The sequence below is a fragment of the Mesorhizobium sp. AD1-1 genome (genome assembly GCF_020164655.1).
Lineage (GTDB): Bacteria > Pseudomonadota > Alphaproteobacteria > Rhizobiales > Rhizobiaceae > Mesorhizobium > Mesorhizobium ciceri.
In genome coordinates, this window is record NZ_JAIUGP010000007.1 from 266,727 (window position 1) to 291,434 (window position 24,708).

Below are 24,708 nucleotides of genomic sequence, written 5' to 3' on the forward strand. Positions count from 1 at the left end.
GCCGCGCCGGAGCACCTTTAGCGATCTCAGGCGATGTCGAAGCGGTCGGCGTTCATCACCTTGGTCCATGCCGCAACGAAATCCCTGGTGAATTTCGCCTTGGCGTCCGCCGACCCGTAGACCTCGGCAAGCGCGCGCAATTGGGCGTGCGAGCCGAAGATCAGGTCGGCACGGGTGCCGGTCCACTTGACCGCCTTGGTCTTGCGGTCACGCGCCTCGTAGACTTCGTCGGAGCCGGCGGCCGGATCCCAGACCGTGTTCATGCTGAGCAGGTTGACGAAGAAGTCGTTGGTCAACGTACCCGGCCGGTCGGTGAACACGCCGTGCTTCGAGTTGGCCGTGTTGGCGCCGAGCACACGAAGACCGCCGACCAGCACCGTCATTTCGGGTGCGGTCAGCGACAGCAATTGCGCCCGGTCGACCAGCATGGCTTCGACCGACATCGGCTGCTTGCCCCTGACATAGTTGCGGAAGCCATCGACTTTCGGCTCGAGCGCGGCAAAGGAATGGACATCCGTCTGTTCCTGTGAAGCATCCATGCGACCCGGCGTGAACGGCACCTTGGCCTCGTGGCCGCCATCCTTCGCCCCCTTCTCGACAGCGGCGACACCGCCGAGAACGATGAGGTCGGCCAGCGAGATCTTTTTCCCGCCGGTCTGTGCCGCGTTGAACTCCTTCTGGATGGCTTCCAGCCTGGCCAGCACCTTCGACAGTTCCGCCGGCTGGTTGACCCCCCAATCCTTCTGCGGCGCCAGCCGGATGCGTGCACCATTGGCACCACCGCGCTTGTCGGAATTGCGGAACGTCGAGGCCGAGGCCCACGCCGTCGAGACCAATTCGGAAACCGACAGGCCCGATGCCAGGATCTTCGCCTTCAGCGACGCAATGTCCTGCTCGCCGACCAGTTCGTGGTCGACCGCGGGGATCGGATCCTGCCAGATCAGCTCTTCCTTCGGCACGAGCGGGCCGAGATAGCGAACGACCGGACCCATGTCGCGATGGGTCAGCTTGAACCATGCGCGGGCAAACGCGTCGGCGAACTGGTCCGGATGCTCATGGAAGCGCCGCGAGATCTTCTCGTAGGCCGGATCGACCCGCAGCGCGAGATCGGTGGTCAGCATGGCAGGCGCGCGGCGCTTGGACGGATCGTGGGCATCCGGCACGGTTCCGGCGCCGGCGCCGCCCTTCGGCGTCCACTGATGCGCGCCCGCCGGGCTCGTGGTCAGCTCCCATTCGAAGTTGAACAGATTGTCGAAGAAGTTGTTGCTCCACTTGGTCGGCGTCGTGGTCCAGGTCACCTCGAGGCCCGAGGTGATGGCATCGCCGGCGATACCCGTGGCATGCTTGCTCGACCAGCCGAGGCCCTGCGCTTCGATGCCGGCGCCTTCCGGCTCCGCACCCACAAGCGAGGCATCGCCGGCGCCGTGGGTTTTGCCGAAGGTGTGGCCGCCGGCGATCAGCGCCACGGTCTCCTCGTCGTTCATGGCCATGCGGCCGAACGTCTCGCGAATATCGCGTGCCGAGGCCAGCGGATCCGGCTTGCCGTTCGGCCCTTCCGGATTGACATAGATCAGACCCATCTGGACGGCGCCGAGATGGCCCTGGAGTTCGCGGTCGCCGGAGTAGCGCTTGTCGTCGAGCCACTTGGTTTCCGAACCCCAATCGACGTCCTGTTCGGGTTCCCAGACGTCGGCGCGGCCGCCAGCAAAACCGAAGGTCTTGAAGCCCATCGATTCCAGCGCGACGTTGCCGGTGAGGATCAGCAGGTCGGCCCAGGAGATCTTGCGCCCATATTTCTGCTTGACCGGCCACAGCAGCCGGCGCGCCTTGTCGAGATTGGCATTGTCCGGCCAGCTGTTGAGCGGAGCAAAACGCTGCTGGCCGGCCCCGGCGCCGCCACGGCCGTCGCCGATGCGGTAGGTGCCGGCACTGTGCCAGGCCATGCGGATGAACAGCGGCCCGTAATGGCCGAAGTCGGCCGGCCACCAATCCTGCGAATCCGTCATCACCTGGTGCAGGTCCTTGATCACCGCATCGAGATCGAGCGACTTGAATTCCTCGGCATAGTCGAACTCTTCGCCCATCGGATCCGAAAGGTTCGATTGCTGATGCAGAACGCCAAGGTCCAGTTGGTTCGGCCACCAGTCACGGTTCGTCCTGCTGGAGGATCCGTGCGCAACGGGGCATTTGCCGGCACTGGGATCATCGGTCTGTGCGTCCATGTTCTTCTCTCCGATCGTTGGCTGAGTTGAGCTGTTCAACTGCTGCGTGAACAGGGACACAAGAATGTCCCTGTAGGCGGTCCGTTTCATGGCTGGCGCGATGACCTGAGCCCGATACGCGACCGAATATGTTGGATGTCCTGTTGCTGCGGGCATGCGCCTCACCAGGCGGTCCCGGCTGCTCCTCATCTTCGTTACGACTCCTATAGCAAAGCCGCTTGATTAATTTAAGTTGGATTTCCTGATTGCAGCGATAAGATGACATTATGACAAACCTGACGCTGAAGCAGCTGCGTTATTTCGAGGCGCTGGCCCGGCACAATCATTTCGGCCGCGCCGCCGATGCCTGCTCGATCTCGCAGCCCGCGATCTCGGTGCAGATCCGGGAGTTGGAGGAAACGCTGGGCACGGAGCTTTTCCAAAGAGGCCCACGCCAGGTCCGGCTGACCAATTTCGGCGAGGAATTCGCCTTGCGCGTCCGCGACATCCTGCGCTCGGTGGATGAGCTGACGGATCTGGCCCGCGCCTCGCGCGACCGGCTGGTGGGACGGTTGCGCATCGGCGTGATCCCGACGATCGCACCCTACCTCCTGCCTGCCATCATCGGCAACCTCGCCCGCATGCATGACGGGCTCGATATCCACGTGCGCGAAACGCAAACGCAGAAGCTGATCCAGGAACTGGCCGACGGCCGGCTTGACGCGGCCATCGTCGCCTTGCCGGTGTCGGAACCCTCGCTGACGGAAATCGTGCTGTTTGCCGAGAACTTCGTGCTGGTCCGGCCCGGCGAGGACGAGGGAAAGCCGGTCCCCAACCGCGAAATGCTGCGCGAGATGCGGCTGCTTCTGCTGGAGGAAGGCCATTGTTTTCGCGACCAGGCGCTGTCGTTCTGCAACATGCATTCGGCGCGGCCAAGGGAGTTGCTGGACGGCAGCTCGCTGTCGACCCTGGTGCAAATGGTCGGCGCCGGTGTCGGCGTCACCTTGATTCCCGAAATGGCCGTGCCGGTGGAGACGCGCTCGGCGGCGGTGTCTGTCGCCCACTTTGCCAACCCCCAACCGTCGCGGACGATCGGCATGATCTGGCGCAAGACAAGTCCGATCGCCAAACAGCTGCTGCTTATATCCGAAGTGGTTCGCCAGGCGGCCGAAACGTTGCGCGCGCAGCACAATCCGGCATCGGTTGAGCTGAACCTGGTAGCAGCCGCCCAATGAAGGCTTGGCTGACCCGATCGTCAGCCTGCCGCGTGGAACCGGATCTCGCCCTTGTTCAGGAAGCAGGTCTTGTTGAACAGCGACAGATCCAGAGGGTTCGGCAACCGCACATCGCCGATATCGGGAACCGGCTTCTGCGCCGGGTCGTAGGACCGGTCGATCTGCGAGATGAAGACGAGGATCAATCCCCTGTCGCCGGCAAACGCTTTCAGCGTGCGAACCTGCGCCATCAGCTCCGGATTTTGCCGCTTCTGGTCGAGCAGTTGCAGATAGTCGATCACCACCAGCGTGCCGCGCGGCGCCGAGCCCAATGCCTTGACGATATAGTCGGCGCTGATGGCGTCGGAATTGTCGAACACGAACCGGTCGTTGAACTGCACCGGGTCTGCCCCGATGGCTCGAAACCGGTCGAGCACATCCCGCTGCGTATACTCCAGCGTGAAGAACACGCCCCTACTGCCGGACTTCATGGCTTCGATTGCCAGTTCGAGACTCATCAGCGTCTTGCCGTGGCCGGGTCGTGCACCCACCAGGACCAGATCGCCGGGCGCAAGTTGCGCAAACAGTGTGCCGGCAGGCGCCGCCCCGGCTGCCTTGGCCGCAAGCAGGCTCCAACTGGCGAAGCCTTCCCGTACTGCAACGCGATCAAGCGCTTCGTGGAGCGGAATTTTGGCCTCGCGGGACAACAGCCTGGCTTGACGCTTCAGATGATAGATGGGCGCGGACAGCTTCATGACAAACCTCCTGGTGCGAGCCGTTTTCGCAACCCCTCCTTATGCCAAGCGCTCGAACAGTTGGTTCGGTGATGAGAGAGCCCTGCATGGATGATGCTTTCCCGGCGGAGGGAGGAGGCGTGGGCCACGCCAGAATCAGATGATAGCTCAATCCCTGCGTATCGAAAATCGCGGACCTCTAGAGAATAGGTTCCGAACTCGCGGCTTTTCGCGATAGGAATTTTTTCTTGACTCCCTGCACTCAGCTATGGTACATATTTGTCCATGGTGCTGATTTGCGCCAATGGCCCGCCGCACAGGCGGGTTTTTCGTTTGATGCTCCGTCAGCCAACGCGCCGACGAGCTCGAAGGAACCCGCCAACCCGAGTTTGTTGCCCTGCTTCAAGGATGCGAAGACGTCCGCCGCAAGCCTGGAGCCAGCATGTCGGCGTAGGCGTTTGCATGCATCGACCTGCTTTGCGGATCTTCATGCGGGTACGCTAAACAAGATGTGTTTCGCCTGATAATGCGAGGCCATCTATGATCGATTCTCGCGGCAATACCGCAAGGAATCGCCATTCGCTTCGACAGGAGAATTGATCCGTGCGGTTGAGATTTGTTTGTCTGGGCGTCGTCGCCAGCTTTTTCGTCGCCGTGACGGTGTCGGCTCGATCCTTTGCCGCATCATCTGACGTTCCGGCCTGGCTGCAGGCTCATGTCGGCAACAGCGACGGCCAGATCTCACAAATTGTCCTCGAACGTGCCCGCGCGCTTTATCGGAAGAAGGTCGCCCAAGGGGCCGTCAAGAACCCCTGCTACTTCGCCATGGATGCGACACGCCCCAGCGATCTGGGCAATGGCGTGCTCGGCCGCCGCTACTACGTCATCTGCGAGGGCAGCGAGTCCTTCCGCGCGATTTCGTCGGGTCATGGCAGCGGGCGGAATCTGAAGGGCGTCGTCGATTTTTCGAACGGCAAGCGGTGCGCTAGGAACTTCGGCAATGCGATGGATTCATCGTTGACGGCCGGCGGCGCCTATATGACCCGCGAGGCGAAAACCTCGTTCAAGGGTTATTACCGCACTGGTGCGAAACGGGACGTGGCTTTCCAGCGCACCTTCATCCAGTTCGACGGCGAAGGCGAAGCCGCGAACGCCAGGCAGCGGGTGATCGGCGGCCACGCGGCCCAGGTGCTGCACGGCCTGTGCCTGCGCAAAAATCCGAACAGCTCGCATGCCGACCATGACGGCTTCGTGCCGTTCGGCAAGCTGGTGGATTATGCCGGCGGTCGCAGCAATGGCTGCACCAGTTGGTCGCCGGCGGATGCGCAGCAGATTATCCCGATGGTCAAGGACAATCCGACGACGCTCTACATCTACCCGGAATCGCGCGACATCGCCGCGGTCGCAGCCAACCATTCACAGCCGGGCGCCTATTGGAACGCGTCCTGCCTGAAGGAAATCGGCACACCGAAATTCTGGCCGCGAAAGACCCTCGAGCCGATCATCGCCCAATACAGGAAGGATCATCCGGCACCGCCGCCGCAGCCAGTGCCGATTTGCACGCAGCCGTGACGTCCGCTTCGGCATGCGAACCATGCGCATTGATCAGCAACCCGTCGTGAACCGGTATCGATCCCGATCTCCGAGGTTTGCCAGCGTCTGACTCCCCGCGCGTCGTCGATGCCGGCAAGCCAAAGGCTGGGATCGGATCATTTGCGACCTCGGCGCGTTGGTCCCCAGAGACAACGCGCGCCCATGGCGCGGGCAGCCGCCGCCGAGAAGGCCGCCGAAACGAAAGGCGCATCCGGTCGTTCCGCCGCCGCGCAAGGCAGTGCGGACCAAGGGTACCCGCGGCAGGAAGGAAGCGGCACAGAAGGCTGCCAGAACGCGAACACATCACGCTTACATTGAACGTCTTCTTCGAGGACTGGCGCTCCGGGTGACGACTATGATCGAGAGGCGATCACATGGGTAATCGCCTGCGCCTCGCACCTTCCCGCCGCGTTGTATGTCGCGAACGGATCGGGAGTGGCTGAATGCTCCCGGCGAGGAGAGTTCCCGGTGCCGTGCCAGGCCGATTGGTTGGAACCAACGGCCTGCTCTCCAGTTAGAAAGCCAGCAAGTCTGGTTGTAGCCTTGCCGCCATGTGACCGACGGTTTCAAGGCCGCTGAGCTTCGGAAGCGTGGAGAGCACGCTTGATGGAGAAAATCATGAACCAATGGTCAAATGCCAAGCTCTGTGACGTAGCAAATCTGGTCCTCGGAGCAATTCTCTTCTTCTCTCCATGGATATTCGCCTTCGCGGCAGGGACACAGTCCCAGAATGCCATGGGCAGCGGCATCGTGATTGTCGTGCTTTCGGTTGCCGCCCTCTTCGCCTTTGCTGTCTGGGAGGAATGGCTGAACCTCGTTGTGGGTCTTTGGGTAGTTGTGTCTCCCTGGGTGCTTGGATTCCAGGCAACCACAGCCATGGGCGTGCATGTTGTAATCGGCGTTCTGGTCGCGGTTCTGGCTGCGATCGAGCTGTGGATGATGAACCAGAACCCGCCGACGCAGTCTACGGCCTAGCAGGACTGGGCGTCCTTGCGGCGGCCTGATCGTGACGGATTGGCCGCCGACAAATTGGCATCCCGCTGGGTCGCCGATGATGGTGGAAAATCATCTGACGGTGGCCCCCGGGAGGCCAGCGTGCCTGCCGCCGCAACCTCGGCTGCACAGCCGCTGACGACAGCCCTGCAGACAGCGTCGCCGAAAGCCAGACAACAGGAGGTATGCCGACATGAAAGCAATCCGCATCCACGCTTTTGGCGGACCTGAGGTTCTTTCGATCGATCAGGTCCCCTCGCCTCAGCCCCTTGACGACGAGGTTGTGCTCAGGGTCCGCGCCGCAAGCGTCAATCCGATCGACTACAAGACCCGCGAAGGGTCGGTGAGCGAGACCCTGCCGGTCACGCTCGGGCGCGACGTATCCGGCACGGTGGAAATATGCGGTACGCGGGCGCATACGTTGAAGAAGGGCGACCCGTTGTTTGCGATGCTTGGTCATGACCGGGGCGGCAATGCCGAATATGTCGTGGTCAAGGCGACGGAGGCGGCTGCCAAACCGGATCGTCTAAGCCATGTCGAAGCCGCGGCGGTGCCGCTTGCCGGCATCACCGCATGGCAAGGCCTTTTCGATCATGGCGGCCTCAAATCCGGACAACGGGTTCTCATCCATGGCGGCGCCGGCGGCGTCGGTCATCTGGCGATCCAGCTGGCCAAGGCCGCGGGCGCGTTCGTCGCGACAACCGTTTCCGCCGAGGACGTCGTTTTCGTGCGTGAGCTTGGCGCCGATCAGACGGTCGACTACAAGAATCAGCGTTTCGAAGAGGTCGTCGATGCGGTCGACCTGGTGTTCGATCTTGTCGCGGGCGACACGCAGGAGCGCTCCTGGGAGGTGCTCAAGCCTGGCGGGACGCTCGTTTCCACGCTTTCCCAACCGTCGCAGGAAAAGGCAAACTTGCGTCGGGCGCGTGGCGTCTCCTACCTGGCCGAGCCGAATGCGGCGCATCTTGCCGAGATCGGCCGCCTCATCGAGGCCGGCAAGGTCACCCCCTTCGTGCAAGCCACCTACCCGCTTGGAGAGGTCGCCAAAGCGGAAGAACGGCTGGAAAATGAGCATGTGCGTGGCAAGATCGTGCTTGAGGTTTCCGCCTAGCGCGAGTTGATGCTCCTGCCCCTCTCGAACGGGTTATCCGATCCGCGCCTCGCCGTCGCTGTCCGGCACGTTTGGAAACAGCACCTTCAGCTTGTGTTCCGCGCTTGCCCAACTGCGCCTGTGATGTTGCCACAGGCACCAGTTGCTCACCGCAAAAGCTAGAATGCCGACAGTCACGGCGAGACTGACCGTCGAGCCAACGACAACCTTGAGCATCACGCCGGCAAAGACACCGGCGATGGCACCGTTGACGACATTCACCATCCCTGCGGTTCCGGCGAACGCTTGCCAGGGCCTTGGCTTGAGGCCGACATCGGCCAGCAGAGCCGTTTGGTTGTCATGGGTGGAGTGAACCAGATAGCGCGCCATCGAAGGGGTGAGCTCGGTGTAGCAGTGCCTGATGCGTGCCATGCCGCGGGCGTGGACCATGTCTTCGATGGCCACCTGCACAGCCCTGACGAATGTCACCAGCCCAATGAAGTAGAGGCACGGCAACAGGATCAGGCTGAACAGCATGAAAGGAAGCCCCATCCTCGTCACCTGGGCCACGAAAGCAAGGGCGATCGTGGCGCTGGATACCGAAGTCAGGAACAAATTTGCGCGCTGATTCGCCTCCTGAATAGTCGCCGCCCTGGCGGTCCCCAGCACCAAATGCTCCGTCGTCATCATCTGCAGGAGTTGCTGTCGGTTCTCGCCTTCAGTGATTTTTGTCTTCCTTGCAGGCATCGCAAAAAACCCGTTGCAGGACGCGCTCCCCCCAACCAGCTCCTCAACGCCGCCCACCCAGGAACGAACTGCTTCGGACGGGGTTCCGGCGCAACCAAGACCGCTACCGTGGATCCCGGGGCAGAGCCGGATCACAGGCCGAGCCAATTTTGTCGACAGATAGCGAAACGATTGTCCCTGAGCATCGTTTCGAAACCAGACATGAATTTGATGAGGAGGCGATGATGAGCGCTACCGGTTTGGATGTCTTTGACAGGACGCTGCAGACAACCAACATCTGGCTCGACGAGATCATGGACGATCATGGTCCGGATCGGCGAATTGCATGGCACATATTGGGCGCGGTCCTGCGGACCGTAAGGGACAGGCTGCAGATCGGGCTTGCGGCCAAACTTGGGGCGGAACTGCCGCTCCTGGTGCGCGGCGCCTATTACGACCACTACCGGCCCGCAGCCGAGCCGGACAAAACGCGCTCCCTGGAAAACTTCTCGCAGCACATCGGCGAGGAATTGAAATCGATCCGCCCCGTCGATCCCGAGGATGCAGCACGCTCGGTATTCCGAGTTCTTGCACGGCATGTTGATCTTGGCCAATCGGCTAAGGTGCGCGATGCGCTGCCGAAGGAAATCCAGGCGCTCTGGCCCGAAAGCCTCGGTGTCAAATAGAGATGGTACGAATCTGACGGCTCCCCGGACAGCCAGGCCGAGGCTGGCGCCCCTGTCGGGCGTCAGTCCCGCAAACGGTTGGCGGCATGATCCTGATGCTGCTCGGTCGCGACCTGCCTGGAGTCCAAACCGCGTTCTTTGGAATGCTGTGCCTTGTCGCGATTGGACAGAACCTTGTTTTCTTCGAGCTTGTCTTTTGGCGTCACGGTCATGGCGCCTGTGCCGGAACCCTTTCCTTGTGAACCTGCTCCGATGTGCTTCTTGCTGCCGCGTGCCATGGGCTGCCTCCAATCTATGACGAATGTTCCAGGAGCGTTGCTGGTCCGTGACGCGCTTTAGTCGTCGGCAGGGTTCTTGTGATGGGCGCTTTCCTGATTCTTGCCGCGAAGCATGTTGCGGTCGTCTGGATCGACGAGGTCCGGTGTATCGGTCCTCATGTCCGCTCCCTTGCGCAGTGCTTCGCGTTCCGCCGCTGATCGTTTCAGATCCGCCTCGGCATCAAAATCCTTGCCGGCGTTTTTTGTGTTTTCCCGCTCTTCAATGATGCGAATTTGTTGATCGTGGGTTTTGCGTCCAGTCATCGCTTTCCTCCGGCGTGTTCGTGTCGGCGCCCGAAAGTGGTGCGTCGCCGACCGTCTCTAAGGTCGGCGTTTGCCTGGCCGAGCCTGCCTTCGTGCTGATAATGGCAAGGTGACGGGATCGTTCCGAAAGGCGTTGAAAAGCTTCTCGCCAGATGGCTCGGCTCGGCCCGGCGCTCACATTGACGCAGGCTCCGGCTGGCGCCCGCCCTTGTGAACCGCAGCGTCCTTTGAACGCACGGCAACCGCCGGGCTGGTGCCGGATGCCTTTGCCGTCGCGGCACTCGGCTCCGCGCAGAAATCGATGACAGCCTGGATGAACTCTGCCGGATATTCGATGTTCGACAGATGGACCGCAGGCAGCACAACCAGCTTCGCGCCGGGCACCGTCGCGGCGATCAGCTCGCTGTGGCTGGCTGCCGTCACCGTGTCGTGCCGACCGGCGATCACCAGCGTCGGCCGGGGTATCAGTGCCACGGTGCGGCGAAGGTCCGCGTCGCGAACCGCCGCGAACAGACCCGCCAGGCCCTGCCGGTCGATAGCCAGCAGCATGGCGCGAAAGTCTTCGACCACAGGCTCGTTGGCGGCAACCAGCGACGCGGGGAACCAGTTGCTCAGGAACGTCTCGGCGGTTTCCGACATGTCCGGCGCCTGGCGCACCGCAGCGATCCGCTCGTCGAAATAGCTTGCCGGCGCCAGATGCGACGAGGTGTTGCTCAGGATCAGCCGGTCGATCCGCTCGGGCGCGTGGATGCCGAGCCACTGCGCGACGAACCCGCCGAGCGACAGGCCAAGGAAATGTACACGTTGCAGGTCGAGCGCATCGAGCAACTCGATGACGTCGCGGCCAAGCCGGTCCAGCGAATAGGCGCCGACCGGAACGCTCGATCCGCCATGGCCGCGAAAGTCGTAGCGCAGGACACGAAAATGCTTCGACAATTCGCCGACCTGCCCATCCCACATGTGCAGCGTGGTGCCGATGGAATTCGACAGCACCAGCACCGGCTTGCTTGCCTCGCCGTCGAAGCGGTAGGCGATGCGCGTGCCGTCGCCCGTTGTGACGAAATTCAGCTCATTCATGATGAAGATTCCTTCTGGAACGTTGAACGAGACAGAGCCTAGCTGTGGAGCGATTTTGTTGATATTACAAAGATAAGACAATCTCTGTAACAAAAACTGACATGGCCGAATTCACCCTGCACGATCTGCAATGCTTCGATGCGGTGGTCCGCACCGGCGGTTTTCAGCCTGCGGCGGCCATGCTGTATCGCTCGCACCCCGCGGTGTTCGCCGCCGTCGCCAAGCTGGAGCGACAGCTCGGCCTCGTCCTTTTGGATCGCAGCGGCTATCGCGTGCGTCCGACCGAGGCCGGGCTGTCGTTCCACCGCCGAGCGCTATCGCTGCTGCGCGAGATGGACGGTTTGCGCGTCCATGCCGCCCAGTTGGCGATGGGTGAGGAAAGCGAGATCCATGTGGTGATCGGCGACCTGTGCCCGCGCCCGCAGGTGCTGGGCATGCTCGGGCGATTCTTCGCACAGTTGCCCGGCACGCGCCTGCATCTGCATTTCGAAGCGGTGGGCGGCCCATGGGAGCGTCTCTTCGACGACGAAGCCGACCTGATCCTGCACTGGGTCGACAAGGGCGATGCGCGGGTGGAATGGGTCGATTTGTGCAAGGTGTCCTTCATTCCCGTGGTGGCGCCGGGCTTTCTGCCTCAGCGTATCGAGCAGCCGATCACCCCGGACCAGATGCAGGCACTCACCCAATGCGTCATGCGCGACAGCGCCCGCCATTCGCCACAACAAAACTATTCGCTGATCGAAGGCGCGCCGCAATGCCTCGTCGCCGACCAGGGCATGAAGAAGGAGATCATCCTGCAGGGCCTTGGCTGGGGCCACCTGCCCCGCTTCCTGATCGAGGAAGAACTGCAGGACGGACGCCTGCACTCCATTGCCGGCCGTCATCTGCCGGGCCGCACCGACGAACTGGTGGTGGCGCGCCGCCGCGACCGGCCGCATGGGCCGATCGCGAACCGGCTGTGGGATCATATCCAGCAGGAAGCGCCGGCATTGCGCCGTGTGCTCGAAGCGCCGAAATCCGCCGAGGAAGTCAGCGGCCAACCAGCCAGCGAAAAGCGCGACGGATGAACGTTTGAGCGTCCTCCGTCACTGGTTCGCCGTGCGCCATCAGCACTCTTTCGGCCGGCCATGCCAGTATGCGTTGAAGAGCGGCACGCGCGGCGCGCCGGTCGGTAAAGCCGGCGCGGAATTTTCGCGGCACTGAGGGCTCTGCGGCCACCATCAGATCCAGCCGGGCTACGAGCGCCCGCCAGCCCTTGAACCATCCGGCGTGGAAATGCTGGATCAGATCGGTGAACAACACTGTCCTGCTTGCGCGGTGGAAGAAGACAATCTCGGTGGTGATCCTGTTGCCGCGCACGACGACCTGGTCGAGATCGTCCGCCCAGTCGGCGGCAGGCGTATCGCCGAGCTCGCCACAGAAGAGGATATCTCGGCGCTTTTCCCGCAGGCCGGGTGGCGCATAGACCTTGGCATCGGGATAGCCGCGCTGCCAGTCAGCGAGAAACACGTGGTGAAGCGAATTGGGCGGGATCAGGAAGCGCACCACGCCCAGAGCGTCCACATCGGCGCGCAGCTCGTTCGTGAGCTCTACCGGTGACCAGATGAACAAACCGCCCCCGGACAATCCGATAACGGCCATACGCGTGGGATAGTGAAAGCCGGCGGCCGCCGTGACGATCGGACCATCCGCAATCCAGATCCCAAGGCCGAATTCCTTGAGACTACCAGCCATTTGCACATTGCTTCCCATAGAGCCGCTTGAATTCCGATGCGCCACGGTCGACCCTTCGCGGGATTGGCGGCTGCCGCAATGCGGCGGTCACGCAGCAAAAGTTTACATATGTGTAAATTTACACTAGGGTATAAAAATGACAACCCCAAAGCGGACCGAACGGTCGCGAAGCCTCATCCTCGATGCCGCCGACCTGGCGTTTCGGGAGATGGGGTTTGCCAACACCTCGGTCGAGGAGATCGCGACGCGCGCCGGCTTGACCCGCAAAACGGTCTACAATCTGTTCAGTTCGAAAGAAGAAATCGCGTTGCGGCTCATCGCCCGCGTGGAGGCGGGCGATGCCGCCTACCGCGCCCGCATGGCGGCGAACGAAGATGTATTCGTCATGCTCGAGACAGTCTTTCTCGACAGCGCCGGCTGGTGCCTGGCCAATCCCTCGCTTGCCAGGCTGGCTCTTGCCCCCGCCGAGCGTCCGTCCCTGCAGCCGCCGCCCGACCGGCCCTCATTCCAGCGCCTGGTCCGGGACCTTCTGGTGCTCGGCCAACGGCAAGGTGTCATTCGCAGGGATGACGATGCCAATTTCATGGCGCTGGTCCTGCTTGGAATATACGGCCAGGCGATGCTTTCGGCGCTTTCGGCCGGGTCATTCAGCGAGGACGAGATCAGGCACCTCATCCGCATCGTCGTTGAAGGGATCGGCAAACGCTAACTACGCGAACCACTTGTCCGCCGATCTCCAAAGCGCCGCAGGAGTGCTCCCGGCCTTCGCTTCATTGGCTGCTCTTCGGAGCCTTGGCGTCCTTTGAACGCTCCGCGATAGCGGGGCCGGCCCCGGACGTCTTTTCGGTTGCAGCGCTCGGCGTGGCTTGCTTTGGCGGGTTTTGTCCCTCCGACTGGCAGGTGCGGTCTTCCACTTCGCCCATCCGGCGGGTGAGCCCTATTCCGCCGGCAGGCTTCTCGTTGGCGGCCGCATCCTGGGAGAATTCATCGGAAGCGTCGGCATCGGTCTTTGCCGGATATTTCGTCGCACCGGTTTCATAGCGGGTTTCGTTCTCAGTCATGGCATCTCTCCAGTTGCATGACGGATAAACATCTCGGCGCTATCCGGGTTCCAATTCCTGGACTTGGATTCCGGACGGATCTGGATTCCGCCCGGTCGGCCACCCAAGCGACGAGATGAGCAGCACCCTACTGCAGCAGACGCTTGACGATGCCGCTCGCCTTGCCGAAATCCATCTGGCCGGCATATTTCTGTTTCAGCGCGGCAATCACCTTGCCCATGTCCTTCTGGCTGGCCGCACCGGTCGCGGCGATCGCCTCGCGCGCCGCCGCGGTTACCGCCGCATCGTCCAGTTGCGTCGGCAGGAAGGTGCGGATGATCTCCATCTCGCCGCGCTCCTGCGCGGCCAGTTCCGGCCGCTTGCCGTCATCGAAGGCTTTGGCCGATTCCTCGCGCTGCTTCACCATCTTGGCCAGGATCTGCAGGATCTCCTCGTCGCTGGCCGGCTCCTTGCCTGACCCGCGATTGGCAATGTCGCGGTCGTGAATGGCGGCCTGGATCAGCCGCAATGTCGGCAGCCGGTGCTTGTCCTGCGCCTTCATCGCGCTCTTCAGGGATTCGGCGATTTTGCCGCGCATGGTGCATTCTCCTTCGATCGGCGCGGACAATAGCGCCGCGGGCGAGCCAAGGCAAACTCTGATGTGCCGGGGCAAGCCACTGATTTTGCTAGGCGAAATAAAATATGGCGGCATTTCGCATGATCATTGACCGCCCTGCCCCCTTCCCCTATGTACTGGGCCTTGCATGAACGGAAATTTGACTGCGTGGAAGCCGCGAAATCGCCGCTTCGCGCCGTTTGCCGCGCAGATGGCCCGCCGGGCCGGTTGCAGCGCGCGGCCTGACAGGAGTGCCGCATGGCCGAGATGACGCCCGCCTTGACCCCCGCTTGGGCCACGGAAAAGCCGACCGCCCTTCTGGTGCTGGCCGACGGTACCGTCATCGAAGGTCGCGGTCTCGGCGCCACCGGCTCCGCTGTCGCCGAAGTCTGCTTCAACACGGCGCTGACCGGCTATCAGGAAATCCTCACCGATCCGTCCTATGCCGGCCAGATCGTCACCTTCACCTTCCCGCATATCGGCAACATCGGCACCAATGACGAGGACATCGAGGATCTCAATCCGCTCGCCCGCGCCGGCGCCGTCGGCGCCGTGTTCAAGGCCGATGTCACCAACCCGTCCAACTACCGTGCCGGCACTGGTCTCGACCAGTGGCTGAAGAAGCGCGGCATCGTCGCTTTGTCGGGCATCGACACCCGCGCGCTCACCGCGCTGATCCGTGAAAAGGGCATGCCCAACGCCGTCATCGCGCATGCGCCCGATGGCGTGTTCGACATCGACGATCTGAAGCGCCGCGCCGCCGCATGGTCGGGCCTGATCGGGCTGGATCTCGCCAAGGAGGTTACGTCGGGCCAGTCCTCTGTCTGGCGCGAGACACCCTGGGTGTGGAACGAAGGCTTTGGCGAACAGATCGAACCGACAATGCACGTCGTCGCCATCGACTACGGCGTCAAACGCAACATCTTGCGCCTGCTCGCCGGCCTCGGCGCCAAGGTCACCGTGGTGCCGGCCAAGTCCGGCGCCGAGGAAATCCTCGCCATGCAGCCGGACGGCATTTTTCTCTCCAACGGCCCCGGCGACCCGGAAGCCACCGGCGACTATGCCGTACCGGTCATCCGGGATCTGCTGAAGACCGACATCCCGGTGTTCGGCATCTGCCTTGGCCACCAGATGCTGGCGCTGGCGCTGGGCGGCAAGACCGCCAAGATGCACCAGGGCCATCACGGCGCCAACCATCCGGTCAAGGACCACACCACCGGCAAGGTCGAGATCGTCTCGATGAACCACGGCTTTGCCGTGGATGCCGACTCGCTGCCATCAGGCGTCGAGGAAACCCACGTCTCGCTGTTCGACGGTTCGAATTGCGGCATCACCCTGACCGGCCGGCCGGTGTTCTCGGTCCAGCATCACCCCGAGGCTTCGCCCGGCCCGCAGGATTCACACTACCTGTTCCGCCGCTTCGTCAATTTGATCCGCGAAAAGCGCGGTGAGGAATTGCTGGCCGAACGGGCTTAGCGGACCGCCGCGACGGCGCGGCGCAGTTTTGGGGGCAAAGACATGCGTAAGGATACGGACCTGCATGCCGCTGAAGAAGCCCTTGAAGACGCCGCAGATGTGGCGATCTACGACGAACGCAAGGCTCAGCTGAAAACCGAAAAAGCACTGCCCGCTGACGCGACTATGGAGATTTTGCGGGGCCGGCTCACGCACGCCGAACTGGCGCAGATCAATATTCGGCATTCCGAGTGAAATGGATTGAATTGAGCATTAAATCCTCGACGAGGAAGCTTTGATCATTCGAAGGCAAATCGCGTGACTTCGACATTTGGCTGAGACCTGCCTCCCGTCGTCATTCACGGCGGACTCCGCAAAGCGAATGGTCGATAGCGCCGCAGGCAGATCTCCAAGCGGCACAAGCCTCGCCCTCACGCCACCGGCCGACCTTCGCTGGCCTCCAAGATGGCGAACCATTGCTGGCGGTCGAGCACGATGTCCAGCGCCCTGACCATGGCCGCCAGCCTTTCCGGCTTCATCGAACCCAGCACCGGCACCAATCGGGCCGGATGGCGCAGTAGCCAGGCGATCGCGACGGCAGCCAGATCGCCGGCACCGATTTCCGCTGCCACCTCGGCAAGCGCTGTCCGCACCCGCGCCTCGCGCCCCTCCTTGCAGGTGAACAGCGAGCCGCCCCCGAGCGGCGACCAGATCATCGGCGCATAGGCAAGGCGCTGCGCGTGGTCGAGGCTGCCATCGGTCAGCGCTGATGTCTTCAGCACCGACATCTCGATCTGGTTGGTGGCGAGCGCGAACGGCATCCGCGAGGCCAGCAAATCGAACTGCGACGGCGTGAAATTGGAGACGCCGATCGTCCGCACTCTGCCCGATGTGACCAGCCCGGCAAGGGCTGCCGCCGTCTCGTCGGCATCCATCAGCGGGTCTGGCCGGTGCAGCAGCAACAGGTCGAGATAGTCGGTGCCGAGATTGGCGAGCGAGCGGTCGACGGAGGCTGCGATATGGGTGGCACTGGTATCGTAATGCTTCAGCCGGTTGTCCGGCCGGCTTGGCGCTTTCTTCATGATATCGCACTTCGAGATCAACTCGATGCCGTCGCGCTTGCCTTTCCAGCGCGCCAGCCCGGCGCCGAAGGCCGCTTCAACCTCATAGTGCCCATAGATGTCGGCATGGTCAAAGCTGGTCAGTCCGAAATCGACGGCGGTGCCGATCAGCCGTGCGACCTGATCGGCATCCGGGCGGGCGGCGCTGCCGAGCAGCCGCGAGGCGCCGAAGACCAGTCGCGACAGCGATGGTCCATCCCTGGTGAGCGCAATGCGGTTGTGACTCACACCTGTGCTCCATCCTCAGCGACATCGGTGGCGACATTCGTGCGCGCTGCCGGCCTCGCAACTTTCGTCACAAAGACGATGACCGCCAGCGTCAGGAAGCACGCTCCCAGCAGATAGGGCGCGCCGCCGAAGGTCACCGGCGCGCTTGGCCCGGTGAACCAGGAAAAGATCGCCGTGTAGAGCAGCGGCGTGATGATCGAGGTGATCGAGAAGATCGAGGTCATCGCGCCCTGCAGTTCGCCTTGCGCCGAAGGCGGCACCTTGGCGGCGGCGAGGCTCCTCAGCGGCGGGTCGGCCAGCGCTTCCAGGCAGCCGACGACGATCACCGCATAGATCATCCAGCCTTGCGACGCGAAGGCGTAGCCGAAGGCGCTGGCTGCCGTGAATGTCAGGCCGATGACCGCGGTCTTCCACTCGCCAAGCCTAGGGATGACGCGCGGCAGCACCGTCGCCATGACGATCGCGCCGCACAGGCCAAAGGCGCCGAGCGAGAAGCCGATCTGCTGCTCGCTCCAGCCATAACGGTAGCTGGAGACGAACGACCAGACCGCCGGATACATCATATGCCCGAGCGTCATCAGGAAGAAGACAAGCCCGATCCAGCCGATGCCTTGATATTGGCGCATCTGCAGAAGCGTGCCGACAGGGTTGGCGCGTTTCCACTCGAAGCGGCGTCGGTGCTTGTCATCGAGCGTTTCCGGCAGGAAAAACAAAGCGATGAGGAAATTAACGAAGGCGAGCCCGGCGGCGAAATAGAACGGCACGCGCGGCCCGAACGTGCCGAGCAGCCCGCCCAGAACCGGCCCGATGACGAAGCCGACGCCAAATGCGATGCCGAGCAGGCCGAAATTCTTAGCCCGATTGTCATCGTTCGAGATGTCGGCGATGAAGGCCGATGTCGTCGAATAGCTGGCGCCCGAAATGCCGGCCAGCACGCGCCCGATGAACAGCATCGGGTAGGACCAGGCGACGGCGCAGATCAGATTGTCGATGGAGAAGGTCAGCACCGATGCGAGCAGGATCGGCCGCCGCCCGAACCGGTCGCTCAAGCCGCCCATGATCGGTGCGAAGAAGAACTGCATCGCCGCATAGACGAAGAACAGCCAGCCGCCTTCGATCGCCGCGCCGCTGATGCTGACCCCGGTCAATTCCCGGAGATAGGCCGGCAGCACCGGCATGATCATGCCGAAGCCGATAATGTCGAGCAGCAGCGTGGTGAAGACGATCGCAAGGCCCCGTCTGGCGGTTTTGGGGTCGATCATGCAGGATCAAGCTCCTCTGCTCGCCCTCAGGCGCAGGCGGACGCACCTTATAGGCGAGCTCGCGGAAAGGAACAATGCAGGAACAGGCCGAATCTATTTATCCTGACACCACCTGACGGCAGCATCGCCGGCAGGTGAAGCTCGACAACGGTCTGGTCAGATCGGCCCACTCAGCGTGTTGCAATCCGACAGCTTGCCGCTCTTGTAACCACGCGCCAGCCAGGTCTGCCGCTGCTGCGAGGTGCCGTGGTTGAAGCTTTCCGGCACGACATAGCCCTGCATCTTCTTCTGCAGCGTGTCGTCGCCGATCTGCTTGGCGGCGTTCAGCGCGCTTTCGATGTCGCCCTGCTCCAATATGCCTTTCTGTCCGGTGTAGTGGGCCCACACACCGGCAAAGCAGTCGGCCTGAAGCTCGATTCGGACCGACATCTGGTTGGCCTCGACCTCGCCCATGCTCTGCCGCATCTGGTTGAACTTGGACATGATGCCGGTCAGGTTCTGCACATGATGGCCGATTTCATGCGCGATCACATAGGCGCGGGCAAATTCGCCCGAAGCGCCGAACTGCTGGTCGAGTTGCTGGAAGAAGGTCATGTCCAGATAGACCTTGTGGTCGCCGGGACAATAGAACGGTCCGGCCGCCGCGGAGGCAAAGCCGCAGGCCGAGCGGACCTGGCCGGAAAACAGCACCAGCTTGGGATCCTCGTAGGTCAATCCCTGCGACTTGAAGATGCCGGTCCAGGTGTCCTCGGTCTCGGCCAGCACGGTCGCCACGAACTGCTTCATCTCGTCATTGGCCGGTGTGGCACCGTTGTCCTGGCCGCTGTTGTCGGTGATCTGGCCGCCGCCGCCCGGCAGCAGGCCGCCGTCGCCACCGCCCAGGATCGTCGAAGGATCGAAGCCGAAATACCATCCGGCCAGCACCACCAGGATGACGAGGAAGATGCTGCCGCCGCCACCGGTACGGCCGCCGATCGGAATGCGGAACTGGCCACCGCCGCCGCCGAGTCCGCCGCCGCCGCTGTCGCTGCGGTCGTCCTCGATATTGTCACTCTGACGACGGCCCTTCCAGAGCATGGCAACTCCTCGTGCAGCAAACCTCCCCGTTGCTCCGGGGCGACAAACAATTATCCCAACGGTTGCGCCAAGTCACAGCATTTTTCGATGGCCTTTTTGGCCACACGCGTCGCCTTGCGGCCAAGTTCGTTGTGGCGAGCGGCTCGGCGTGGCAATCGTCCCCGTGGCCTACAGCCGATCACGTAAGCCCGACAGAGAGCTAATCTTCCTGCTTGGCGCCGGCGCTCCTGCCGTCGGAGCTCTTCGAACGCTCCTCGAAACGCGCCGCGCCCTTTTTCAGCGGATGGCCGGTTTCGGCTTCGGTCTTGCGCTCATCCCTGGCCGCCGCCTGTTTCAGTCCCTCGGCTGCCTGCTTGCCCTTTGCCGCCGGCGTTTGTTCGATGCCCATCGTTTCCTCCCTTTCGCGCGCCAATCGCACGGATCTGGTGCAAACGTGTCTGGCGTGCGACGGTTCCGGCGACGCGGGAACTCTGGCGCTCAGCGCGCCGTCATCGCCTTGCGGAAGGCTTCCAGCGTCTCGGCGCTGACATGGTGCTCGATGCCCTCGGCATCGATGCGCGCTGTCTCCGCACTGACACCGAGCGAGCGCAAGAAAGCTTCCACCGTCTGGTGGCGGATGCGGCTTTCCTCCGCGACTTTGCGGCCGGCTTCGGTCAGGAACACGCCACGATAGGGTTTTCTCGACACCAGACCGTCGGCGCACAGCCTGGTCAGCATCTTGGCCACTGTCGGCTGCGCGACACCGAGCCGTGCGGCGATGTCGACCTGACGCGCCTCGTTGCCGTCTTCGATCAGGTCGGCGATCAGTTCGACATAATCCTCGACCAACGCACTGCGGCGCGCTTCGCGCTGCTGCCGGAAGCCCTCCGAATGAATTTCGGCGTCGAGCAGCGGCTCGCGCGGAACTGGTCTGTTCTTCAGCACCAATACGCGCTCCTCCCAGGACTATTTGCCATCCATGCTTTCATAGCACGGGCTCTGATTCTTCAGGCCGTTTATTTGCATTCCGCAACAGGTGCAACCGGGGCTTCCGATCGCCGTTTCACCCGATGGCCGCCAGCCGGATAAAAAGCAACGACAATGAAATATAGCATATTGCATAATGTTGAGCCATGGCATAGCTTAAGGCAACATCGTCCAGTCTCGCGGAAAGCCCTCCTTCATGTCCGAAGCCGAAGCCACAGCCTCCCGTTCCTCATGGCGGTTCGCCAGGCCCGACGAGGACGAGCAGCCCAGCCTGCGCGAAGTCAATTCCTCTATCGCCGTGCCGAACTCGGGCGTCTGGTTCCGTCGCCTGTTCGCCTTCATGGGTCCCGGCTACATGGTCTCGGTCGGCTATATGGACCCCGGCAACTGGGCGACCGACCTCGCCGGCGGCGCCCAGTTCGGTTACACGCTGCTGTTCATCATCATGCTGTCCAACCTGATGGCGATCCTTTTGCAGGCGCTGGCGGCACGGCTCGGCATCGCCACCGGCCGCGACCTCGCCCAGGCCTGCCGGGCCTATTATCCCCGGCCGGTGAACTTCGTGCTGTGGATCGCCTGCGAGCTGGCCATCATCGCCTGCGACCTGGCCGAAGTCATCGGCACCGCGATCGCATTGCAGCTTCTGTTCGGCATTCCGCTGATCGGCGGCGCCATGCTGACGGCGCTCGACGCCTTCCTCGTGCTGCTCCTGATGAACAAGGGGTTTCGCTATCTCGAAGCCTTCGTCATCGCGCTTTTGATCATCATCTTCAGCTGCTTCGCCATCCAGATCTTCGTCGCCGCCCCGCCGGCCGGTTCGATCCTGCATGCCATGTTCGTGCCGTCGTCGGAAATCGTCACCAATCCGGCGATGCTCTACATCGCCATCGGCATCATCGGCGCCACCGTCATGCCGCATAATCTCTATCTGCACTCCTCGATCGTGCAGACCCGCGCCTATGAACGCACCGACAAGGGCAAGCGCGACGCCATCAAATGGGCAACGACGGACTCGACCATCGCCCTGATGCTGGCTTTGTTCGTCAACGCCTCGATCCTGATCGTGTCCGCGGTCGCCTTTCACAACACCGGCCACCAGGACGTCGCAGAGATCGGCCAGGCCTTCGAGCTGCTGTCGCCGCTGCTCGGCCTCGGCATCGCCTCGATCCTGTTCGCGGTGGCGCTGCTGGCTTCCGGCCTGAACTCGACGGTGACGGCCACGCTCGCCGGCCAGATTGTTATGGAAGGCTTCCTGCGCCTGCGCATCCCCAACTGGGCACGCCGGCTGCTGACGCGCGGCCTCGCCATTATCCCGGTGGTGGTCGTCACCGCGCTCTATGGCGAAAAGGGCACCGGCCAGTTGCTGGTGTTCAGCCAGGTCATCCTGTCGATGCAACTGCCCTTCGCGGTCGTCCCGCTGGTGCAGTTCGTCTCCGACAAGAAGAAGATGGGCAATCTCGCCATTCCGCGCGGCGTCGCAGCCCTTGCCTGGGTGGTCGCCGCGATCATCCTGGTGCTCAACTTCAAGCTGCTCTACGACACCATGTTCGGGGTCGGCTGAGTTCCGCTTCGCCTGGAAACCGGCTGCCCTCTGCGAAGGGGGCAGCCTCGCGACAAATCGGCAATCCGCGCTATGTTTTCCGGCATCATGACCCGGATCGAAGACATCAGGAAATTCTACGCGCGGCTGCTGGCCGCCAATGCCGGCTCGCCCGACCCACGTCTGGAAGCGGCTTTCGCCGACGTGCCGCGCGAAGCGTTTCTCGGTCCCGGGCCGTGGACGGTCGTCGCTGGCAACGGCAAGATCAGAACACCAAGCGCCGATCCGGCTCATATCTATCAGAACGTGCTGGTGGCGCTCGACGACGACAAGGGCATCAACAATGGCGAGCCATTCCTGCACGCCATGTGGATTGGAAAGCTTGAACCGAAACCCGGTGAGGCGGTTTGCCATATCGGCGCCGGCACCGGCTACTACACCGCCGTGCTGGCCCGGCTGGTTTCGCCAGGCGGCATCGTCACCGCTTTCGAACTCGACGAGAAGCTGGCCTATCTGGCGCGGCAAAATCTCGAAGCCTATGGCAATGCGACGGTGGTCCATGGCGATGCCGTGACGACGCCCCTGCCGCCATCCGACATCATCTATGTCAATGCCGGGGTCGCAACGCCCCCGGCCGGATGGCTGAAGGCGCTGCGGCCAGGCGGCCGCATGATCTTTCCCTGGCGGCCGGCCGAGCGCGTCCCGCTGGCGGTGATGGTGACACGCACGCAAAAAGGCTTCGCCTGCGATCCGTTCATGCGGTCGTGGTTCATTCCCTGTGTCGGCGCCTCGGTCGCGGACCCCGCGGCGATGATCCCCACCGGCGAGCAGGCCGCGCGCAGCCGCTCGATCTGGCTGGTCCAGGACAGGGCGCCGGACGCCACCGCCACCGCCATATCGGGCGATGTCTGGTTCTCGTCGGAAACTCTCTAAGCCGGACCTCGCAAATGACGGTGATTTTCCAAAATTTCGTCCTGTCCTGTCGGACCGGTGGCTCGTCGCCCGTCCTTGGGCTGAAGTCCGCCACGACGGCGTGGACCGAAGAACGGGAGCATTGGAATGAGAAAGATTATCTCTGCGACATTCATCAGCCTCGACGGCGTCATGCAGGCGCCCGGCGGCCCGCAAGAGGATCCGGTCGGCGGCTTTAAGTTCGGCGGCTGGACCTTCCATTACTTCGACGAGGCGGGGGGCGCGGCGATGGATGAACTGTTCTCCAAGCCTTTCGCCCTGCTTCTCGGCCGCAGGACCTACGATATCTTCGCCGCCTACTGGCCATATCAGAAAGATCCGATCGCGGATGCCTTCAACCCTGCGGCCAAATATGTCGCGACGCATCGGCCCGACACCCTCACCTGGCAGAACACGCAATCGCTCGGGCCCGATATCGTTGCGGCGTTGCGCCGCCTCAAGCAGGAGGATGGACCCGACCTGCTCATCCAGGGATCGGGCAACCTGATCCAAACGCTGCTCGCCAACGGGCTGATCGACGAGATCCGGCTGATGATCTTCCCGCTGTTGCTGGGCAAGGGCAAGCGGCTGTTCGGCGACAGCGCGATCCCGGCCGCCTTCAAGCTCATTAAGTCGCAGGCAACCGGCACCGGCGTCATCATGGCGACCTACGAACGCGCGGGCGAGGTCAAGGTCGGGTCGTTTGTCACGGGAGAGCCGTCGGAAGCCGAGCTCGAGCGGCGGAAGAACTGGAAGTAAGCAGGACCTGGGTTCCTCGCCCCACGATGAAAGATCGACCCGCCACTCGGTCGAGCTTCGCTCGACACCTCTCCCCGATCGACGGGGGAGAGGAACCCAAGTTCTGAGAAGCTTCAAGCAGCGACTGGTCGCCGCGCCAGCCCTTCCCGTATATGCCGTGCGAATTCCTGCGCCGCGGGCCCTACCCCATGCCTCGGCAGATGCAGGTTGATGGCAAAATTCGGCAGCGGCGGCAGGCCGGACTCCGATGGCAATATGTCGAGATCGGCTGGCACCGTGGAGGCCAGCCAGGTGGTGACGGCGAGGTCGGAGCGCACCGTCGCGGTCGTCGCGTCGATGTTGCCGTTCTCGAACACGGTGCGCCACTCCAGCCCATGCTCACCGAGCGCCGCCAGCACAGCCGGCCGGAAAGCGCAGGTGTCGGCGACGATCGAGACCGGCAGCGGCCGCTTGGCGCGGGCAACGCCGCCCTTGGCACCGACCCAGACCAGCCGGTCAACAACGAGGCATTCGCCGGCCGACGGGCCGGCGCATTCCTCGATCACGGCAAGGTCGATGGTCCCGGCCGCAAGGGCAGCAGTCAATTCTGGCGACGAGGCGCAGACCAGCGATATCTCGACCTGCGGATAGGTCTCGGCATAGGTCTTCAGCACCGGCGCCAGCAAGGTGCCGACAAGGTCGTAGGGCACGCCGAGCCGCACCTGGCCGGCCACCGGGCTCCCAGCCATTTCGGCCCAGATCTCGTCATTCAAGGCCAGCAGCCGCTTGCCCCTGCCGAACAGCTGTTCACCGGCGCGCGTAAGCCGCAAGCCGCGCCGGTCGCGCTCGAAGAGGCTCGAGCCGAACGCCTCCTCCAGCCGTTTGACCTGCTGGCTGACAGCACCTTGCGTCAGGTGCAGTGCATTGGCCGCCGCTGTCATGCTGGCCTTGTCGGCGACGGTGATAAAGGTGCGGATCAGCGCCATGTCGAGATTTCGGATCATGATTGGCATCATGCTTGCTAATGTCAACCATAGCAAACATTGCATTTACTGAAGTTCGTGCGCAGCTACGATGGCAGCCCT

General features: G+C 62.8%; 27 protein-coding genes. 12 read left to right on the forward strand and 15 right to left on the reverse strand.

The genetic code is table 11. The annotated features are described in order from the left end of the window. Positions 1–26 precede the first annotated feature (26 nt). The gene (gene katG, locus LB519_RS16265) at positions 27–2,222 is read right to left on the reverse strand and encodes a catalase/peroxidase HPI (RefSeq protein WP_224620593.1); all 2,196 of its coding nucleotides are present in this window, start codon (positions 2,220–2,222) and stop codon (positions 27–29) included. Between the two features lie 266 nt (positions 2,223–2,488). On the opposite strand from katG, the gene LB519_RS16270 reads away from it, so the two are divergent. Then, positions 2,489–3,436 (forward strand): hydrogen peroxide-inducible genes activator, encoded by a 948-nt coding sequence (locus LB519_RS16270; RefSeq protein ID WP_224620594.1) that lies wholly within the window; start codon positions 2,489–2,491, stop codon positions 3,434–3,436. 20 nt (positions 3,437–3,456) lie between these two features. Here LB519_RS16270 and LB519_RS16275 read toward each other — a convergent pair whose 3' ends face one another. Beyond that, positions 3,457–4,170 carry a DNA helicase gene (locus tag LB519_RS16275; RefSeq protein ID WP_013530139.1) on the reverse strand — a complete coding sequence of 238 codons (714 nt, stop codon included), beginning with the start codon at positions 4,168–4,170 and terminating at the stop codon, positions 3,457–3,459. A 582-nt stretch (positions 4,171–4,752) separates the two neighbouring features. On the opposite strand from LB519_RS16275, the gene LB519_RS16280 reads away from it, so the two are divergent. The 3 genes from LB519_RS16280 to LB519_RS16290 all read left to right on the forward strand — a co-directional run bounded on the left by LB519_RS16280 (position 4,753) and on the right by LB519_RS16290 (position 7,846). Beyond that, entirely contained in the window at positions 4,753–5,721 is a 969-nt protein-coding gene (locus LB519_RS16280; protein ID WP_224620595.1) for a murein L,D-transpeptidase catalytic domain family protein, read from the forward strand. A gap of 639 nt (positions 5,722–6,360) precedes the next feature. Continuing rightward, entirely contained in the window at positions 6,361–6,717 is a 357-nt protein-coding gene (locus LB519_RS16285; protein ID WP_027162069.1) for an SPW repeat protein, read from the forward strand. A gap of 211 nt (positions 6,718–6,928) precedes the next feature. Next, on the forward strand, positions 6,929–7,846 hold the full coding sequence (locus LB519_RS16290; protein WP_013530136.1) for an NADP-dependent oxidoreductase: 918 nt from the start codon (positions 6,929–6,931) through the stop codon (positions 7,844–7,846). A 33-nt stretch (positions 7,847–7,879) separates the two neighbouring features. Here the strand turns inward: LB519_RS16290 and LB519_RS16295 are convergent, their stop codons facing one another. Continuing rightward, positions 7,880–8,572 (reverse strand): hypothetical protein, encoded by a 693-nt coding sequence (locus LB519_RS16295; RefSeq protein WP_224620596.1) that lies wholly within the window; start codon positions 8,570–8,572, stop codon positions 7,880–7,882. Between the two features lie 224 nt (positions 8,573–8,796). Between LB519_RS16295 and LB519_RS16300 the strand changes: the two genes are divergently transcribed. Then, complete coding sequence (locus LB519_RS16300; protein WP_027162072.1) at positions 8,797–9,237, forward strand: DUF2267 domain-containing protein; 441 nt, start codon at positions 8,797–8,799, stop codon at positions 9,235–9,237. 62 nt (positions 9,238–9,299) lie between these two features. Here LB519_RS16300 and LB519_RS16305 read toward each other — a convergent pair whose 3' ends face one another. The 3 genes from LB519_RS16305 to LB519_RS16315 form a co-directional block, all read right to left on the reverse strand. Then, complete coding sequence (locus tag LB519_RS16305; protein ID WP_013530133.1) at positions 9,300–9,515, reverse strand: hypothetical protein; 216 nt, start codon at positions 9,513–9,515, stop codon at positions 9,300–9,302. Positions 9,516–9,572: 57 nt separating this feature from the next. After that, a complete protein-coding gene (locus LB519_RS16310) occupies positions 9,573–9,818 on the reverse strand; it encodes a hypothetical protein (RefSeq protein WP_224620597.1) in 246 nt (81 codons plus the stop codon). Between the two features lie 174 nt (positions 9,819–9,992). Next, positions 9,993–10,895, reverse strand: a complete 903-nt coding sequence (locus tag LB519_RS16315; protein ID WP_224620598.1) for an alpha/beta fold hydrolase — start codon at positions 10,893–10,895, stop codon at positions 9,993–9,995. Between the two features lie 101 nt (positions 10,896–10,996). On the opposite strand from LB519_RS16315, the gene LB519_RS16320 reads away from it, so the two are divergent. Beyond that, a complete protein-coding gene (locus tag LB519_RS16320; protein WP_013530130.1) occupies positions 10,997–11,962 on the forward strand; it encodes a LysR family transcriptional regulator in 966 nt (321 codons plus the stop codon). Here the strand turns inward: LB519_RS16320 and LB519_RS16325 are convergent. Continuing rightward, positions 11,925–12,647: a DUF4336 domain-containing protein gene (locus tag LB519_RS16325; protein ID WP_224620599.1), complete on the reverse strand. Its 723-nt coding sequence runs from the start codon at positions 12,645–12,647 to the stop codon at positions 11,925–11,927. The two genes, LB519_RS16320 and LB519_RS16325, sit on opposite strands and share 38 nt — an antisense overlap. A 118-nt stretch (positions 12,648–12,765) precedes the next feature. Here LB519_RS16325 and LB519_RS16330 point away from each other — a divergent pair, with 118 nt between their 5' ends. Continuing rightward, positions 12,766–13,338, forward strand: coding sequence for a TetR/AcrR family transcriptional regulator (locus tag LB519_RS16330; protein ID WP_013530128.1), 573 nt, complete (start codon positions 12,766–12,768; stop codon positions 13,336–13,338). A 61-nt stretch (positions 13,339–13,399) separates the two neighbouring features. Here LB519_RS16330 and LB519_RS16335 read toward each other — a convergent pair whose 3' ends face one another. Both LB519_RS16335 and LB519_RS16340 read right to left on the reverse strand, forming a co-directional pair. Further along, entirely contained in the window at positions 13,400–13,690 is a 291-nt protein-coding gene (locus tag LB519_RS16335) for a hypothetical protein (protein WP_224620600.1), read from the reverse strand. A gap of 127 nt (positions 13,691–13,817) precedes the next feature. Continuing rightward, on the reverse strand, positions 13,818–14,267 hold the full coding sequence (locus tag LB519_RS16340; RefSeq protein WP_224620601.1) for a GatB/YqeY domain-containing protein: 450 nt from the start codon (positions 14,265–14,267) through the stop codon (positions 13,818–13,820). 276 nt (positions 14,268–14,543) lie between these two features. On the opposite strand from LB519_RS16340, the gene carA reads away from it, so the two are divergent. Beyond that, positions 14,544–15,761 carry a glutamine-hydrolyzing carbamoyl-phosphate synthase small subunit gene (carA, locus tag LB519_RS16345; RefSeq protein ID WP_063168786.1) on the forward strand — a complete coding sequence of 406 codons (1,218 nt, stop codon included), beginning with the start codon at positions 14,544–14,546 and terminating at the stop codon, positions 15,759–15,761. Between the two features lie 42 nt (positions 15,762–15,803). After that, positions 15,804–15,995 carry a hypothetical protein gene (locus LB519_RS16350; RefSeq protein WP_224620602.1) on the forward strand — a complete coding sequence of 64 codons (192 nt, stop codon included), beginning with the start codon at positions 15,804–15,806 and terminating at the stop codon, positions 15,993–15,995. Between the two features lie 176 nt (positions 15,996–16,171). Here LB519_RS16350 and LB519_RS16355 read toward each other — a convergent pair whose 3' ends face one another. From LB519_RS16355 to mntR, 5 genes are all read right to left on the reverse strand, one after another. Continuing rightward, positions 16,172–17,089, reverse strand: coding sequence for an aldo/keto reductase family oxidoreductase (locus tag LB519_RS16355; protein ID WP_224620603.1), 918 nt, complete (start codon positions 17,087–17,089; stop codon positions 16,172–16,174). Then, positions 17,086–18,351: a TCR/Tet family MFS transporter gene (locus LB519_RS16360; protein WP_224620604.1), complete on the reverse strand. Its 1,266-nt coding sequence runs from the start codon at positions 18,349–18,351 to the stop codon at positions 17,086–17,088. Before LB519_RS16360 ends, LB519_RS16355 begins: the two co-directional genes overlap by 4 nt. A gap of 156 nt (positions 18,352–18,507) precedes the next feature. Next, positions 18,508–19,428: a neutral zinc metallopeptidase gene (locus LB519_RS16365; RefSeq protein WP_013530123.1), complete on the reverse strand. Its 921-nt coding sequence runs from the start codon at positions 19,426–19,428 to the stop codon at positions 18,508–18,510. 199 nt (positions 19,429–19,627) lie between these two features. Continuing rightward, on the reverse strand, positions 19,628–19,816 hold the full coding sequence (locus tag LB519_RS16370) for a hypothetical protein (protein WP_024504116.1): 189 nt from the start codon (positions 19,814–19,816) through the stop codon (positions 19,628–19,630). 89 nt (positions 19,817–19,905) lie between these two features. Further along, entirely contained in the window at positions 19,906–20,355 is a 450-nt protein-coding gene (gene mntR, locus LB519_RS16375; protein ID WP_024504117.1) for a manganese-binding transcriptional regulator MntR, read from the reverse strand. Between the two features lie 235 nt (positions 20,356–20,590). Between mntR and LB519_RS16380 the strand changes: the two genes are divergently transcribed. The 3 genes from LB519_RS16380 to LB519_RS16390 all read left to right on the forward strand — a co-directional run bounded on the left by LB519_RS16380 (position 20,591) and on the right by LB519_RS16390 (position 23,644). Continuing rightward, positions 20,591–21,955, forward strand: coding sequence for an Nramp family divalent metal transporter (locus LB519_RS16380; RefSeq protein ID WP_013530120.1), 1,365 nt, complete (start codon positions 20,591–20,593; stop codon positions 21,953–21,955). A gap of 87 nt (positions 21,956–22,042) precedes the next feature. Then, positions 22,043–22,867, forward strand: a complete 825-nt coding sequence (locus tag LB519_RS16385; RefSeq protein ID WP_224620618.1) for a protein-L-isoaspartate O-methyltransferase family protein — start codon at positions 22,043–22,045, stop codon at positions 22,865–22,867. Between the two features lie 126 nt (positions 22,868–22,993). Then, on the forward strand, positions 22,994–23,644 hold the full coding sequence (locus tag LB519_RS16390) for a dihydrofolate reductase family protein (protein ID WP_063168788.1): 651 nt from the start codon (positions 22,994–22,996) through the stop codon (positions 23,642–23,644). A 113-nt stretch (positions 23,645–23,757) separates the two neighbouring features. On the opposite strand, the gene LB519_RS16395 is transcribed toward LB519_RS16390, so the two are convergent. Beyond that, on the reverse strand, positions 23,758–24,627 hold the full coding sequence (locus LB519_RS16395) for a LysR family transcriptional regulator (RefSeq protein WP_013530117.1): 870 nt from the start codon (positions 24,625–24,627) through the stop codon (positions 23,758–23,760). Between the last annotated feature and the right edge of the window lie 81 nt (positions 24,628–24,708).